The organism is Paeniglutamicibacter terrestris, from assembly GCF_012271785.1.
Taxonomy (GTDB): Bacteria; Actinomycetota; Actinomycetes; order Actinomycetales; family Micrococcaceae; genus Paeniglutamicibacter; species Paeniglutamicibacter terrestris.
In genome coordinates, this window is the sequence record NZ_JAAWVT010000005.1 from 255,306 (window position 1) to 270,463 (window position 15,158).

Consider the following 15,158-nt stretch of genomic DNA (forward strand, 5'->3'; position numbering starts at 1 on the left):
GAGGCTCAGGAACGAATTATGTGTAGGAAAGCTACAAAATCATTCCGTGTTGAGCGACGAGTCGTCCATAAAACAAGTTACTCACCAGTAGCTTAAGTGCCGTTGGGTCACGTAATGTGGCTCACATGAGTGAATCTAACCGCGCCGTCATTACCGCCAACGCCAAGCCCCTGAAGGGCAAAACCATCCTCATGAGCGGAGGCAGCCGCGGGATCGGCCTGGCCATCGCCTTGCGGGCCGCGGCCGAAGGCGCCAACGTGGCCATCATGGCCAAGACCGCCACCGCGCAGGCCAACCTTGCCGGGACCGTGTTCACCGCCGCTGCGGAGATCACCGCCGCCGGTGGGCAGTCACTGGCCATCGTGGGGGACGTGCGCAACGATCAGGACGTCACTGCCGCCGTCGCCCAAACGGTCGAGCACTTCGGCGGGATCGACGTGGTGGTCAACAACGCCTCGGCCATCGACCTCTCCACAACCGATGACGTGTTGATGAAGCGCTACGACCTGATGATGGACATCAATGTCCGCGGTACCTTCCTGCTCTCCAAAACCGCCATACCGCACCTGCGGGCCAGCAGCAACGGACATATCCTCACGCTCTCGCCGCCGCTGAACCTTGATCCGCAGTGGGCCGGTAAGCACCTGGCCTACACCATGGCGAAGTACGGGATGTCGATGACCACCCTGGGGCTGGCCGAAGAATTACGCGACACCGGCATCGGCGTGAACTCGCTGTGGCCAGCGACGCTGATTGACACCGCCGCGATCCGCAACATGCCAGGTGGTGACCGGATGGTCAAGGCCGCGCGCTCGGCCACCATCGTTGCCGATGCCGCGCAGCTGATCCTCACCTCCGACGCGCGGCGCTGTAGCGGGAACTTCTTTACCGATGAGCAGGTATTGGCTCAGGCCGGGGTGAAGGACCTCTCCGGGTACAGCATGGGCGCACCGGAATCCGCACTGATCCCTGACATCTTCCTCTAAGCACTGCGGCGCGCAGTTCAAGTCGTTAGTGTTTAAGGCATGGACATCGAAGAAAACGCCGAGGACCCCTCGCTCACCGCCGTGAACAAGGAACTCTCGAGTGCCGAAATGACAGCGCCCACCGATGCTGCCCCCCTGCAGCGAGCGGCACTGGACCCAGCTCGGCTGCGCCAGATGATGGCGGAAACTCGGATGGGGGAGCTGTGGATCAGCGAACAGACCGGGTCAACGAACGATGACCTGGCCACACGCATCAAGTCCGCACCACCGGCGAACTTGAGTGTGGAAACCACCGAACATCAGCGCAGTGGACATGGTCGGCTGGGGCGTGGCTGGGAAACCCCGGCGCGCAGTTCGCTGGCCAGCAGCATCGTCTTCCGCACCGCACCGAGCTTTGAGCAGAAGGGGCTGCCCTGGCTCTCGATGCTGTGCGCGGTGGCCATGGTGCACACGCTGCGCGAAGATGCGGGGTTGGACGCCGGACTGAAATGGCCCAACGATGTGGTGGCCGAGGGCAAGAAGGTCTGTGGTGTGCTCGCATCACTGGTGATGACCGAACAGGGGCCGCTGGTGGTGGTCGGTGCGGGACTGAATGTGAGCACCACCGCGGCGGAGCTGCCGGTTCCCACCGCCGCCAGCATGGCCACGTTGGGGGCGAAGACCCTTGACCGGACGCTGCTGTTGGGCGGTTACCTGCGCCGCGTGGCCCACCTGTACCGCAGCTTTGAACAGGTCAACGGCAATGCCAACCTCGCCGTTCGGTACGGCACGAGCGCACCCGGCGGCTACCCGGAGCGGCAACTGAGCCTGCGCGAACTGGTCAGTGAGGTGATGGTGAGCCTCGGGCAACAGGTCGATGCCTACCTGCCCGACGGTACGGTGCTGCGCGGCCGAGCGGTAGAACTGGATGCCGATGGATCACTTTTGCTGCGCACCATGGACAACGCGGAACACCACGTGTTGGCCGGAGACATTCAGCACCTACGCCGCAGTGACGGGTCCTACGCGTAGCCACCACTACAGCACCAGCATGCAGGCGGGCGCCCGCGCTACAGATCAGCCAAAAATGGATAACTGGTAGCGCCGCCGCCCGCCGAGTGTTCGGTGCTGGCTGCGGCAACTGGGTCCTTGGCCTGCGGGGGCTATCGGGGGGTTCTGGCAAAACGTGGGCGCTGTGGCTTTAGAATTGAAGAAGTAAGGCGCAGCAAGACCGGCACGCACAACCGGTGTGTGAAATGAGGGAGCCGGGACGTGAAGCTGACACTGGAGAAACGCGAACGCGTCATCGTCAAGACACGGGCGCACCCACGAGTCTTGCGTGGGCCGCTTTTCCTGATGACCTTGCTGCTGGCCGGATCCGCATACCTGCTAGGGCTGCTGCTGCGCGATGACCTGGTGGCATGGGTGGAAGAATCCCGCGCACTTTTCCTAGCCCTGCTCGCCGTGGCCTTCGGCGTTCTACTGGTGGTCTGGTGTCTGCGGCCGCTGATCCGCTGGGCAAATAGCTATATCTACCTGACCACCGAACGCATCGTGACCAAGCATGGTCGCAAGGCCGCCGGGCAACAATCAGTGGGGTTGTACGCAATCCACGATATTGTTGCAGTGGCAAGGTCCAACGCGCCAGCACTGGCTCCGGGTACGTTGCGCGTCGTGCTGGGGGAGCACCACGTGAATATCACCCACGTCCCGGCCGTTGCTCGCATGCGCGAACTCTGCATCGGTGCCATCACGGCATTGCCGCGCATGACCGAGTCCGATGGTGTAAACATGGAAGAACGTGTTGATCACCCGCCGGGCAGAATCACGCACAACGAGCAGCAGGACCCATGAGATTTCCCAGAACAAAGAGGATGGACCGAGCATGAGTGAGGGGTCGACGACGTCGGGGACTCAACCCGCAGCGCCCACCGCCGCACGCGATGCGGCCCGTGCCCAGCAACAGCGCCACCCCACCGATCCCTTTGAGGCACCGGGTTCCGAAGCTGAAACACCCAAACCCGGACACGGTGAGTCCACGTCGGAGCCCGCTTCCGGCCACGAGACCGAGACCGAACTTGAACCGGCGCTCGCCGACCCGATCGCCGATCTGGCCGAGGCCATGAAGCGCCCCGAACAGGTTGACCGCACCACCCCCGGCTCCGCCCGTGACGGGGTCCACGATCTGGAACGTCGGCTGCTGGGTGCAGAGCGCACCATGCGCCGACGCGAAATGGCTGCCGGGGCGGGCGTCTCGCTGCTTTCCGCTCGTAAGATCTGGCGCGCCCTGGGCTTCCCCAACCTGGGCGACGAAGAGGTCTTCTTCACCACCGTTGACCAGGACGCCCTGAAGTCCATCCTGAACATGGTCCGCGAGGGCACCCTGACCGAAGAAACAGCGATCTCGCTGACCCGATCGGTGGGCCAAATGACCGACCGGATGGTGGTTTGGCAGGTCGAAGCCCTGGTCGAAGACATGGTGCAGAACCAGAAGATGAGCGACCCCGAGGCCCGCCGCAATCTGGTGAATCTCCTGCCGGACATCATTAACCCGCTCGAAGAACTGCTGGTCTACTCGTGGCGCCGGCAACTCAACGCGGCGGTCCACCGGCTGGTGATTCGCGCGGAAACCGGTCTTGCGGCATCCGCCGAGGGACGCGATGGCTCCGAAGATGATGCACCGCTGCCGTTGGCCCGGGCGGTGGGTTTCGCCGATCTGGTCTCCTACACCTCACTCTCACGCCGGATGAACGAACGCACGCTGGCTCAGCTGGTGCAGCGCTTCGAATCCAAATGTGCGGAAATCATCTCCATCGGTGGTGGCCGGCTGGTCAAAACCATCGGTGATGAGGTCCTCTTTGTGGCCGAAACGCCACAGGCCGGCGCCCAGATCTCGCTGGCCATGTCCAAGGAGTTTGCCGCCGATGAGCTGCTGCCCAACACCCGCGTCGCGCTGGTCTGGGGCCGGGTGCTCTCCCGGTTGGGCGATATTTATGGTCCGACGGTGAACCTGGCCGCACGACTGACCTCGCTGGCCGAACCCGGCACGGTGCTCACCGACGAGCTCACCGCCTCCACGCTGGCCGGAGATGACAGGTTTGTGCTTGAACCCCAGGAAGTCACTGCGGTGCGCGGCTTTGGCGATGTCACCCCGGTGCGGTTAGCCCCGGGGACCGGCTCGGGGCTGGTGCTGGACTAAATGCGTTTCGGATTCGGGCAGGTACACGCAGGCGGGGCAACCGACATCGGTTTGCGTCGCGCCGTCAACGAGGATGCCGTGCTGGTGACCGAAACCGTGTTTGCCGTGGCCGATGGCATGGGTGGGCATGAGGCAGGAGACCTCGCCTCCCGGTTGGGCATCGCTGCATTGAACGAGCTCGCCGTGGCATTCCCCGGAACCGATGCAGCGCCGGGGGACAGCCCGCCCGCCGAGGAGCAGTCGGCGGTATCGCTTCCCCACGCCCAAGACGTGCTTGATGCCGTCACGCAGGCCGATGACCGGATTCGTGAAGCCATCGGTGCCCGCGGCGGCACCACACTCTGTGCCCTGGTCCTTGTCGGTCTGGAAGACAATGGCGGCGCATGGCCCGCAACGGACTCGCTGACCAGCAAGCTTCCGGTGATCGGAAGCCAGAACAACGAGCCCCCCGCTACCACCACGGCACTGCGCCTCCCACTGCCGCCACCGGGCACCGCACGCTACCTTCAGGACGCGCCCGAGGTGGCGCCCGACGAGGCCGCCGGGGATGCGCCCGACGCCGCAACGCGGCGTCCGTTGCACGACCCGGAGCCCACCACCGATGTCCTGCCGCGCTATCGGGCCGCGTCCGAGAAGTTGCTGGAACAACCGAGCCCCATCTCAGCGGCGGTAGACGGAGATTTGGCGGGGGACCAGATGCGTCTGATGCTGCTGAACGTCGGGGACTCTCGTGGTTACCGGCTGCGCGACGGAGTCCTGAGCCAACTGACCCGGGACCATTCGGCCGTCCAAGAGCTCATCGACGCCGGAGTTATCACCGAGGCCGAGGCCATGATCCACCCGCAGCGCAACCTCATCACCCGGGCGCTTGGCGCCGGTGGGAACTCGGTGCCAGATACCCAATTCCATGCTCCGCGCCCCGGTGACCGCTATTTGTTGTGCACCGATGGGCTAACCGGCGAGGTGGAACCAGCGGTCATCGAACAGATCCTGCATAACCACCCGGAGCGCTCCAAGGCGTTGAGCGCGCTCATTGATGCGGCCCTGGCCAGCGGTGGACGCGACAATATTTCGGTGCTGATCGTGGACGTCGAGGCCCCGAGCTCCTGAGGCATCGGGCCCTGTGCGCAACACACCGGCAACCACTACGTGTACAAGGCCCCCGCAAGCGGTGCAGGTGGGGCAAAATGGAGGGGTGATGCACCCAGAGCCGACCCCGCAGTCAGAGCAGAGCCAGTCCACCACCCTCCCGATCGAGCAGCAGGACGCCACCGCGGCCGCAGCGCTCGACGCGGCGGCGGTTATCCCCGACGAAACCCTGCGCACCGAATACCAGCAGCTGGTTGATCAGGTGCGGATGCATCGCGCCGCCTACTACAACGATGATGCCCCGCTGATTTCCGACGCCGAGTTCGATACGCTCTATTCGCGTCTGGAACTCCTGGAGGCGCGACACCCCGAGCTCGTCGCCAATGATTCACCCACCCAGGAAGTTGGCGGTGAGGTCTCCGCCGCCTTCGCCCCGGTGGTGCACCTCTCGCGCATGTACTCCCTGGAAGACGTGTTCTCGCTGGAAGAGGTCACCGCCTGGGGACAGAAGACCGAGGCCAATGCCGCACTGCGCGCCGCCGGCCATGAACTGAAATGGCTCTGCGAGGTCAAGATCGATGGGCTGGCGGTGAACCTGCTCTACCGCGACGGAAAGTTGGTGCGCGCCGCCACCCGCGGGGACGGCACCACCGGGGAGGACGTCACCCACAACGTGCTCACCATCAAGACGATCCCCACGCAGCTGGAAGGGGACAACTGGCCCGAAGAGGTGGAAGTCCGCGGAGAGATCTTCATTCCCTCGGCCGACTTCGCCGCCTACAACGAGGCGCTCATCGAGGCCGGCAAGGCACCGCTGGCCAACCCACGCAACGCTGCTGCCGGCTCCATCCGGCAGAAAGACCCGGCGGAGACCGCCAAACGCCCGTTGCAGATGTTTGTCCATGGCTTCGGGGTGCGCGCGGGCCTAAACGCGGCCACGCAGTCGGAAACCTACGCACTCATGGCCTCCTGGGGACTTCCGGTCTCGCCGTACTCGCGCGTCGTCGACACGCTGGATGAGGTGCTCGGATTCATCGCCGAGAACGGGGAGAACCGCCACAATTTGCTCCACGAGATCGACGGTATCGTGGTGAAAACCGATGCCTTTGAGATCCAGCGCAACCTCGGTTTCACCTCGCGGGTGCCGCGCTGGGCGGTGGCGTACAAGTACCCGCCCGAAGAGGTTAACACCAAGCTCATCGACATTCAGGTGCAGGTGGGGCGCACCGGACGCGTGACCCCCTTTGGCATCATGGCGCCGGTGCTGGTGGCCGGGTCCACGGTGGAGCGTGCAACGCTGCACAATCAGGACGTCGTGAAGGCCAAGGGTGTGCTCATTGGGGACACCGTGATCCTGCGCAAGGCAGGGGACGTGATCCCGGAAATCGTCGGCCCCGTGCTCGCCCTGCGTGATGGCAGCGAACGCGAATTCATCATGCCCACGATCTGCCCCTCCTGCGGTTCTCCACTGGCCCCGGCCAAGGAGGGCGACGTGGACATTCGCTGCGCCAACGCCGAATCGTGCCCGGTGCAGCTGACCGAACGCGTTGCCCACCTGGGCGGACGAGGTGCCTTCGACATCGAGGCGCTGGGGTATGAAGCGGCGCAGGCCCTGACCGTGGGCCCGGGTGAGAATCCGGAGGAAAACGGTGGGGTCATCGCGCCGGCTGGTCCCGGTCCGCTGCGCAACGAGGCCGTGATCTTTGATTTGGCTGCCGGAAACCCGGATTCCACGCTGCGTCAGACGCTGGCCGATGTGCAGGTCTGGCGCGAGATCCGTTCCAAGGGTGAAGGCACCGGAAAGTTCGCCCTGGTCCCATATTTCTATTCCAAGGCCACCGCCAAGAAACCTTCGGGTCCCACCCGGACCACCGAAAAACTCTTTGACGAGCTGCAGAAGGCGAAGAACAAGCCGCTGTGGCGGGTGCTGGTCGGATTGTCCATCCGGCATGTGGGCCCGACCGCCTCGCGCTCGCTGGCCACCAAGTACGGCTCGATGGATGCCATCATCACTGCGCTGGGGGCCGAGGGCGCCCGTGAGGCACTGGCCGAGGTTGACGGGGTTGGGACGATCATCGCGGACGCGCTGATCGAGTGGTTCGCCATCGATTGGCACCGGCAGATTGTTGCATCCTGGGCGGCCGCTGGGGTGGCCATGAAGGATGAACGCGATGAATCCATCGTGAAACATCTGGAGGGGATGAGCATCGTGGTCACCGGCACGCTGCCAACCTACAGCCGCGACGCGGCCAAGGAAGCGATCATCATTCGCGGCGGCAAGGCGGCCGGATCTGTCTCCAAAAACACCTCCTATGTAGTAGCGGGGGAGGCCGCAGGATCCAAGCTAGATAAGGCGGTATCGCTCGGCGTGCAGGTGCTTGACGAGGAAGGTTTTGTGCTGCTGCTCAACGGTGGACCCGAGGCCGTGGCGGGACGTCCCAACCCCGAGGTTTAGTCGGACAGGGTAGCCTCAAGGGGTGGGCTTGCCCCACTCCGGCATGACTCCCCGTCGAGAATTCACCGGTGCAGCGCCAACCGAGCGCGGATGCCCGAAATTCATCATTACCCAGTTCTCAGGAGCAATATATGAGCACCACGTCCAAGCACGTGCACTCGGCGCCAGAAACCGCCGGAGCGCCGCGATCATCCGATGCCGCACTGCGCCGCACACTGCTGGCCGTGGCGCGTGAAGCTGCCGCCGCAGGTGCGGCGGTTTTGGCCGAGCGCGGGCGCGGAAATGTTGCAGCGCAAACCAAGAGCGCGGCCGGAGACTGGGTCACCGACTTTGATCGGCGTGCGGAAATTGCCGTACGCGAGGTAATCGCCGCGGCTCGCCCCAACGACGCGATCACCGGCGAAGAATACGGGAGCACCGTTCCCGCGCAGCCCTCCGGCTATCGCTGGTCCATCGATCCGCTGGATGGGACGGCAAACTTCGTCCGCGGGATCGTGTATTACGCCACGTCGGTGGCTGTTTTTGGCCCGCTCGATGGAGCCGCTGAGGCAGCCGCCAGCACAGCAGTGACCGAGCAGACCCCGGGTGAATCGTTGGCCGCCGATGGCGCGGCCATCGATGCGGGGACCCACGCATGGCTGGCGGGAGCGGTCAACGCGCCGGCTCTAGGCACCGAATACTACGCATCGATGGGCGACGGAGCCTGGCTGGTGGATTCGAATCAGGTACCCGGGGTATCTAGCCGCCGCGGGGGCAGTGCTGCCCGTGCCCAGCGCCTGCACGGCGGAGATCCGGAGGCAAGCGGCAAGCTGGTGGCCACGGGCTTTGGCTATGATGCGCAGCGTCGACAGTTCCAGGTTGGCACCCTGTTGGATTTGATGCCCGACTTCGCCAATATGCGCAGGATCGGATCCGCAGCGTTGGATTTGTGCCTGGTCGCCGACGGGACACTGGATGCTTACGCGGAGTATGGAACCCAGGAATTTGATTGGGCAGCCGGCGCGCTGATTGCTGCCGAGGCCGGGGTTCCGGTGCTTCGTCCACGGACCGAACCCGGATGGCAGGCCGCGGGCCACCTCGACTTTGACGCATTACCCGCGGAAGAACCCGCCAAGAAGTAGTCGGTGCCCGGACCGGGCGAACGCTCCATCTGTCGAGCTTTCTTGCTAGCAATTGGCCGGCGGGATGAGCCTCACGCTGAGCACGAAAAACCCGCCGCGGGTGTGTCATTTACACCTCGCGACGGGTTTTTGCATGTTGCTCTCTGTCAGAAGCAGAGATCAGAGCGTGTGCACCAGACGGTGGCGGGGAGGGGCTAGATGCCGAATTGCAGTCCGGCGGCGGCATCGTCGTAATAACGACGATTTTTCAGGTTGCTCGCGGCGGCCTCATCCAAAACCACCACGACGTCCGGGTGCAGCTGAACCACCGAGGCCGGGCAGGCAGCGGAAAGGGCCCCCTCCAGGGCCGTGGCAACGGCATCGGCCTTCTGGCTGCCGGTAGCGATGAGCACCAGGCGACGGGCCTGCAAGATGCTGCCCAAGCCCTGGGTGACGGAGTGGGTGGGGACAGCGTCCAGGCCGTCGAAGAAGCGCGCGTTGTCTGCCCGAGTCTGCCCGGTCAGGCGCTTGATGCGCGTGCGGCTGCCCAGCGAGGAGCCCGGCTCGTTGAAGCCGATGTGGCCATTGGTGCCGATGCCCAAGATCTGCACATCCACGCCGGCCTCGGTCAGCTGCGCGTCGTACGCCGCGGCCTGGGCGATGATCTGCTCCTCCGAGTCGCCGAATCCGTTGGGAGTGTGCAGATTTTCTTCCTTCACACCGATCACTTGGCACAGCTCGGTGATCAATGTCTGGCGATAGGACTGTTCGTGGGTGCCTTCGAGCCCGACATATTCGTCCAGCGCATACGCGGAGGCGGAACTGAAGTCTGCCTCACCGCGTGCTACCCGTTGGGCCAATTCGCTGTACAGGCCCAGGGGTGTGGACCCGGTGGCAACACCCAGAACCGGGTTGCCGGTTTTCCGGCTGGCCAGTCCATGCAGTACTGCTTCGGCGGCAAATGTGGCGGCTTCTTCGGCGTTGGCTGCGATCAAAACTTCCATGAGTTTTCCTTAAAACGTGTACAGGGATTCCGGGAGTGGCGCCGAGATGGAATTCTCCGAGCACGTACCGAGGGCAGCCCACACGCGCCAACGGAACGGGCAACGGCGCCGCGATATCCATCACAGCGTAGCCGCTTTCACCCTCCGGACTCCACCAACATTTCGCGCGGATTTCCTTGGTGACGTGGGAACGCAGTTCCGTCGACTTACCTAGCGGCAGCGAACCTGAAGCGCGGGGTGGGCTAGGACGCGTTTAAGGAGCAGTGCGGCAGCAAGAGCTGGCAAATTTGCCGCCGCCTGTCACACTGAAATGGTGATGACCGACCCCACTCCGGGCCCCCTTCCAGGCCCCACCCCGGAGCCCACCCCTGACCGCGCGCCGAACAAGAATCTGCGCATTCGTCCGGCCGAGGTCAGGGACTACCCACACATTGCACGGATCACCGTTGATGCCTACCTGCAGGCCGGGCACTTTGATGATCCGGAGCATGAATACCTGCGCTTTGTGCAGCGGGTCGCCGAGCGCCATGCCGCCACCGAGATCTTGGTGGCCGAGCGCGACGAGGTGCTGATCGGGGCCGTGACATTGGTCCGGGCAGGAAACCCGTATGCCGACATAGCTCTTGCGGGTGAACTGGAAATCCGCATGCTGGTCATCGACCCCACCGCCCAGCGCTCCGGCGCCGGACGGATGCTGCTCGGGGCTGTGATTGACCGTGCCCGCGAGCTGCGCGATGTACATACGGTCTCGCTGACCACCGGTGGTGAATGGTTCGCGGCCCGCAGGCTGTACGAGGTCGAAGGCTTCGTGCGCGTACAAGAACGAGATTGGTACGTTCCGAACACCCAGATCCTGCTGGTTGTGTACACCCTTGAGCTGTAGCTGAGTCCTCGGGTTAGTGGCACATATGGTGGAGTCGAATTTCTAGGGCGCGTTATTGGTGGCAACCTCCCAGCCGGTGAGTTCGTGAGTTTGCTGATGTGGATAGTGTGGGTGGTGAAGGCCGTGTTGAGGCCACTTCACTGCACGAATCGATGCCCAGTAGGAGCCGGATAATGAGCGAGATTTTTCCCACCACGATGCACCCGAGCAAGCATGAGCTCATCGGACCATGGCTGCTGAACCAGCCGTGGTTTAGTGGGGTCGGGACACCCGAACTCGAAAATATTGGTGGCTTCCGCTTGGATGATCCGGCCGGAGAGGTGGGCATGGAATCCATCTTCGTGCGGGATAACGCCTCGCCGGAACCCGTCATTTATCACGTGCCGCTGACCTATCGCGGGGCACCGCTGGAGGGTGCCGCATCCGCACTATTGGGCACCAGCGAACACGGGGTGCTGGGCACACGCTGGATCTACGATGCCGCGGCGGACCCGGTGTGGCACAGCGCGCTGACGGCGCTTGCTGCCGGTGAGGTTCTGGCCCAACACCAAAAAATCTCCAACACCTTGGAACCGGACGTGCACGTTCACTCAGCTCCGCTCGTGGCGAGAACACTCGATGTACCGGCGCACTGGAAGATCATCCGGCGTCCCGAGGCCGAGGGGATGGGGCAAAGTCGCGCCGGAACGCGAGTAAGTGTGCCGTGGGTCACCGCAGGGGAGTTGGCGCGGGCAGTGGTGCTCGAGATCGCCTAGTTATGTGGGCATTACGGCAGGCGCCGGGGGCCCACGGGACACCCGATGCCCCGGTGCGGCGTACTAGACTAGGAGGGAAACCCCATCCGCCCACTTAGGGAGATACATGTCTGCCATCAGCCGTGAGGACGTTGCGCATTTGGCGCAGCTGGCCCACATCGAGATGAGCGATGCCGAGCTGGACAAAATGACCGGCGAACTCGGTGTCATCGTCGAATCAATCGCGTCGGTCTCTGAGGCCGCCTCGGCCGATGTTCCGGCCACCACGCATCCCATTGCCCTGTCGAACGTGTTCCGCGAAGACGTCGTCGGTGAGACGCTCACCGCCGAAGAAGCACTGATGAACGCGCCGGATTCCGTCGACACCCGCTTCCGGGTGCCAGCAATTTTGGATGGGGAGTAATCCATGACCGATATCATCCACCTTTCGGCCACCGAGCTGGCAGCCAAGCTGCGCGCCGGCGAGCTGACCTCCGTGGCCGCCGTTCAGGCGCACCTGGACCGCATCGCCGCCGTTGACGGCGGGGAGCGCGGTGTCCACGCCTTCCTGCACGTGAACACCGAAGAAGCGCTGGCCGTTGCCGCCGAGGTAGACGCCATCCGCGCCGCCGGCGGCGAAGCAGCCGAAGCACTGCACCCGTTTGCCGGTGTGCCGATCGCCATCAAGGACCTCATCGTCACCAAGGGCCAGCCGACCACGGCGGCCTCGAAGATGCTTGAGGGCTGGATGAGCCCCTACGACGCCACGGTGATCACCAAGATCCGTGCCGCGAAGCTGCCGATGCTGGGCAAGACCAACCTTGATGAATTCGCGATGGGTTCCTCCACCGAGCACTCCGCCTACGGCCCGACCCGCAACCCGTGGGACCTGGACCGGATCCCGGGCGGCTCCGGCGGCGGTTCCGCCGCAGCCGTGGCAGCCTTTGAGGCACCGCTGGCGCTGGGCACCGACACCGGTGGCTCGATCCGTCAGCCCGGAGCCGTCACCGGCACCGTCGGTGTGAAGCCGACCTACGGTGGCGTCTCACGCTACGGCGCCATCGCCATGGCCTCCTCGCTTGACCAGATCGGCCCGGTCACCCGGACCGTGCTGGACTCCGCATACCTGCACGAGCTGATCGGCGGGCACGATCCGGCCGATTCGACCTCGCTGAACGAACCGGTGCCGGCACTGGTGGCCGCCGCCGAACAGGGCGCTTCAGGTGATATGACCGGCGTGCGCGTTGGTGTTATCAAGGAACTGCAGGGCGAAGGCTACGAGGCCGGCGTGCAGGCACGCTTTGACGAGTCCTTGGAGGCACTGCGTGCCGCCGGAGCTGAAATCGTCGAGGTTTCCTGCCCCAACTTCAAGTACGCACTCGGTGCCTACTACCTGATCATGCCCTCGGAGGTCTCCTCCAACCTGGCGAAGTTCGACGGCGTGCGCTTTGGCACCCGGGTGCTTCCGACGGAGGGTCCGCTGACCATCGAACGTGTCATGGGTTCCACCCGTGCCGCAGGCTTCGGTGATGAGGTCAAGCGCCGCATCATCCTGGGCACCTACGCGCTGAGCGCCGGTTACTACGACGCCTACTATGGTTCGGCCCAGAAAGTCCGTACGCTGATCCAGCGCGACTTCGACGCAGCGTTTGAGCTCGCCGACGTGCTGATCTCCCCGACTTCCCCGACCGTCGCCTTCGAGCTGGGCTCCAAGACCGATGATCCGTTGGCCATGTACCTCAACGACGTCGCCACGATTCCCGCCAACATGGCCGGGATCCCGGGCATCACGGTTCCCGGCGGGCTCTCCGAGGGTCTGCCGGTGGGCATCCAGTTCCTGGCTCCGGTCCGCGAGGATGCCCGGCTGTACCGCGCCGGTGCGGCACTTGAAAAGCTGCTGGAAGACACCTGGGGTGGTCGGTTGATCGATCAGGCCCCCGAGCTGTCTGCCGCTACCACGGAAGAGGTCCGCTAACATGGCTGCACACATCGATGACCTGGTGGACTTCGACGTCGCCCTCGAAAAGTACGATCCGGTACTGGGCTTCGAGGTTCACGTTGAGCTGAGCACCAAGACCAAGATGTTCTCCTCCGCCCCGAACGTGTTTGGCGATACGCCCAACACCAACGTGACCCCCGTCTGCTTGGGCCTGCCCGGTGTACTTCCGGTGGTGAACAAGACCGCTGTGGAATACGCCATCCTGATCGGCCTGGCGCTGAACTGCAAGATCGCCGAACGCTGCGGATTTGCCCGGAAGAACTACTTCTACCCGGACACCCCGAAGAACTTCCAGACCTCGCAGTACGATGACCCGATCGCCTACGACGGCTGGCTGGACATCGAGCTGGAAGACGGTGAGGTCTTCCGCGTGGAGATCGAACGCGCTCACATGGAAGAGGACGCCGGCAAGCTGACCCACATGGGTGGGGCCACCGGCCGCATCCAGGGTGCCGACTACTCGCTGGTTGACTATAACCGTTCCGGTGTACCCCTGGTGGAAATTGTCACCCGGACCATCGAGGGTGCCGGCAAGCGCGCCCCCGAATTGGCCAAGGCCTACGTGGCGGCGATCCGCGAGATCGTGAAAAACCTGGGTGTTTCCGACGCGAAGATGGAGCGCGGCAACGTCCGTTGCGACGCCAACGTTTCGCTGATGCTCAAGGGCGCCGACAAGTTCGGCACCCGCACCGAGACCAAGAACGTGAACTCGCTGCGTGCCGTTGAGCACGCAGTGCGCTTCGAGATTGAGCGTCACGCGGCGGTCCTGAACTCCGGTGCTCCCATTGTGCAGGAAACCCGTCACTGGCACGAAGACACCCGCACCACGACCTCGGGCCGCCCGAAGTCCGATGCCGATGACTACCGCTACTTCCCGGAACCGGACCTGGTTCCGGTTGTCACCACCGCCGAGTGGGTCGAAGAGTTGCGTTCACGTCTGCCCGAGCCGCCGGCCGATCGCCGCAAGCGTCTGAAGGCCGACTGGGGCTACTCCGACGCCGAGTTCCGCGACGTTGTTAACGCCGGTGTCACCGAGGCCATCGAGGAGACTATCGCCGCGGGTACTACCGCAGCGGTGGCCCGTAAGTGGTGGATGGGCGAGATCGCCCGTCTGGCGAAGAATGCCGACGTGGAGATCCTGGATCTGGGCGTCGAGCCGGCCACCATCGTTGAACTGAACTCGCTGATTTCCTCCAAGAAGATCAACGACAAGATCGCCCGCCAGGTGCTCGAATTTGTGGTTGCCGGCGAGGGAACTCCCACCGAGATCGTTGCCGCGCGTTCGTTGGCAGTGGTCAACGACGATTCGGCACTGGGTGCCGCCATCGACGCCGCCATGGAGGCCATGCCCGACGTCGTCGCCAAGGTCAAGGGCGGCAAGCTTCAGGCCATTGGCGCGCTGATGGGTCCGGTCATGAAGGCCACTCGCGGACAGGCCGATGCCGGCCGCGTGCGTGAATTGGTGCTGCAGAAGTTGGGCATCGAGGGCTAGTACTCGGCGCATCGCGCACCGCTAAACGGCGGGAGGAGACTTGGACAATCTAAGTCGCCTCTCGCCGTTTTTGCGTTTCCGGGCCAACCGCCGTGAGCAGCTTTGTGGGAGGCGCAGCGTGGCGGTCGATGGCCCATGGACGCGGTCCTCAGGCGGCTACTTGCTGCCGCGCGGAAATACGGGTGCGGCCCCACGATGTCATGCCGGGGATGGCGGAGTATTCTCTGCCCTAAGCGGC

13 protein-coding genes are annotated in these 15,158 nt (G+C 64.1%); 12 read left to right on the forward strand and 1 reads right to left on the reverse strand.

Annotation, left to right across the window (positions count from 1 at the left end; translation table 11 throughout):
* Positions 1–125 precede the first annotated feature (125 nt).
* The 7 genes from HED64_RS12445 to HED64_RS12475 all read left to right on the forward strand — a co-directional run bounded on the left by HED64_RS12445 (position 126) and on the right by HED64_RS12475 (position 8,829).
* Positions 126–986: an SDR family oxidoreductase gene (locus tag HED64_RS12445; RefSeq protein WP_168152304.1), complete on the forward strand. Its 861-nt coding sequence runs from the start codon at positions 126–128 to the stop codon at positions 984–986.
* A 39-nt stretch (positions 987–1,025) separates the two neighbouring features.
* The gene (locus HED64_RS12450; protein WP_168152305.1) at positions 1,026–1,997 is read left to right on the forward strand and encodes a biotin--[acetyl-CoA-carboxylase] ligase; all 972 of its coding nucleotides are present in this window, start codon (positions 1,026–1,028) and stop codon (positions 1,995–1,997) included.
* 240 nt (positions 1,998–2,237) lie between these two features.
* Positions 2,238–2,819, forward strand: coding sequence for a hypothetical protein (locus HED64_RS12455; RefSeq protein WP_168152306.1), 582 nt, complete (start codon positions 2,238–2,240; stop codon positions 2,817–2,819).
* Positions 2,820–2,850: 31 nt separating this feature from the next.
* Complete coding sequence (locus HED64_RS12460; protein ID WP_245325954.1) at positions 2,851–4,164, forward strand: adenylate/guanylate cyclase domain-containing protein; 1,314 nt, start codon at positions 2,851–2,853, stop codon at positions 4,162–4,164.
* A complete protein-coding gene (locus tag HED64_RS12465; RefSeq protein ID WP_168152307.1) occupies positions 4,165–5,274 on the forward strand; it encodes a PP2C family protein-serine/threonine phosphatase in 1,110 nt (369 codons plus the stop codon).
* 88 nt (positions 5,275–5,362) lie between these two features.
* Entirely contained in the window at positions 5,363–7,708 is a 2,346-nt protein-coding gene (ligA, locus tag HED64_RS12470; RefSeq protein ID WP_168152308.1) for an NAD-dependent DNA ligase LigA, read from the forward strand.
* 131 nt (positions 7,709–7,839) lie between these two features.
* A complete protein-coding gene (locus HED64_RS12475; RefSeq protein WP_168152309.1) occupies positions 7,840–8,829 on the forward strand; it encodes an inositol monophosphatase family protein in 990 nt (329 codons plus the stop codon).
* A gap of 194 nt (positions 8,830–9,023) precedes the next feature.
* On the opposite strand, the gene HED64_RS12480 is transcribed toward HED64_RS12475, so the two are convergent.
* Entirely contained in the window at positions 9,024–9,812 is a 789-nt protein-coding gene (locus HED64_RS12480) for a glucosamine-6-phosphate deaminase (protein WP_168152310.1), read from the reverse strand.
* 316 nt (positions 9,813–10,128) lie between these two features.
* On the opposite strand from HED64_RS12480, the gene HED64_RS12485 reads away from it, so the two are divergent.
* From HED64_RS12485 to gatB, 5 genes are all read left to right on the forward strand, one after another.
* Entirely contained in the window at positions 10,129–10,695 is a 567-nt protein-coding gene (locus HED64_RS12485; RefSeq protein WP_168152311.1) for a GNAT family N-acetyltransferase, read from the forward strand.
* 173 nt (positions 10,696–10,868) lie between these two features.
* The gene (locus HED64_RS12490) at positions 10,869–11,450 is read left to right on the forward strand and encodes a maltokinase N-terminal cap-like domain-containing protein (protein WP_168152312.1); all 582 of its coding nucleotides are present in this window, start codon (positions 10,869–10,871) and stop codon (positions 11,448–11,450) included.
* 106 nt (positions 11,451–11,556) lie between these two features.
* Entirely contained in the window at positions 11,557–11,853 is a 297-nt protein-coding gene (gene gatC, locus HED64_RS12495; RefSeq protein WP_132361832.1) for an Asp-tRNA(Asn)/Glu-tRNA(Gln) amidotransferase subunit GatC, read from the forward strand.
* 3 nt (positions 11,854–11,856) lie between these two features.
* Positions 11,857–13,404 (forward strand): Asp-tRNA(Asn)/Glu-tRNA(Gln) amidotransferase subunit GatA, encoded by a 1,548-nt coding sequence (gene gatA / locus HED64_RS12500; protein WP_168152313.1) that lies wholly within the window; start codon positions 11,857–11,859, stop codon positions 13,402–13,404.
* A gap of 1 nt (position 13,405) precedes the next feature.
* Positions 13,406–14,920, forward strand: a complete 1,515-nt coding sequence (gene gatB, locus HED64_RS12505) for an Asp-tRNA(Asn)/Glu-tRNA(Gln) amidotransferase subunit GatB (protein WP_168152314.1) — start codon at positions 13,406–13,408, stop codon at positions 14,918–14,920.
* The last annotated feature ends 238 nt before the right edge of the window (positions 14,921–15,158 follow it).

Bases quoted from the DNA above. Each gene is read 5' to 3' on its own strand.
- HED64_RS12445 (WP_168152304.1), top strand. From the start codon at position 126: ATGAGTGAATCTAACCGCGCCGTCATTACCGCCAACGCCAAGCCCCTG.
- HED64_RS12450 (WP_168152305.1), top strand. From the start codon at position 1,026: ATGGACATCGAAGAAAACGCCGAGGACCCCTCGCTCACCGCCGTGAAC.
- HED64_RS12460 (WP_245325954.1), top strand. From the start codon at position 2,851: ATGAGTGAGGGGTCGACGACGTCGGGGACTCAACCCGCAGCGCCCACC.
- HED64_RS12465 (WP_168152307.1), top strand. From the start codon at position 4,165: ATGCGTTTCGGATTCGGGCAGGTACACGCAGGCGGGGCAACCGACATC.
- ligA (WP_168152308.1), top strand. From the start codon at position 5,363: ATGCACCCAGAGCCGACCCCGCAGTCAGAGCAGAGCCAGTCCACCACC.
- HED64_RS12475 (WP_168152309.1), top strand. From the start codon at position 7,840: ATGAGCACCACGTCCAAGCACGTGCACTCGGCGCCAGAAACCGCCGGA.
- HED64_RS12480 (WP_168152310.1), bottom strand. From the start codon at position 9,812: ATGGAAGTTTTGATCGCAGCCAACGCCGAAGAAGCCGCCACATTTGCC.
- HED64_RS12485 (WP_168152311.1), top strand. From the start codon at position 10,129: ATGACCGACCCCACTCCGGGCCCCCTTCCAGGCCCCACCCCGGAGCCC.
- HED64_RS12490 (WP_168152312.1), top strand. From the start codon at position 10,869: ATGAGCGAGATTTTTCCCACCACGATGCACCCGAGCAAGCATGAGCTC.
- gatC (WP_132361832.1), top strand. From the start codon at position 11,557: ATGTCTGCCATCAGCCGTGAGGACGTTGCGCATTTGGCGCAGCTGGCC.
- gatA (WP_168152313.1), top strand. From the start codon at position 11,857: ATGACCGATATCATCCACCTTTCGGCCACCGAGCTGGCAGCCAAGCTG.
- gatB (WP_168152314.1), top strand. From the start codon at position 13,406: ATGGCTGCACACATCGATGACCTGGTGGACTTCGACGTCGCCCTCGAA.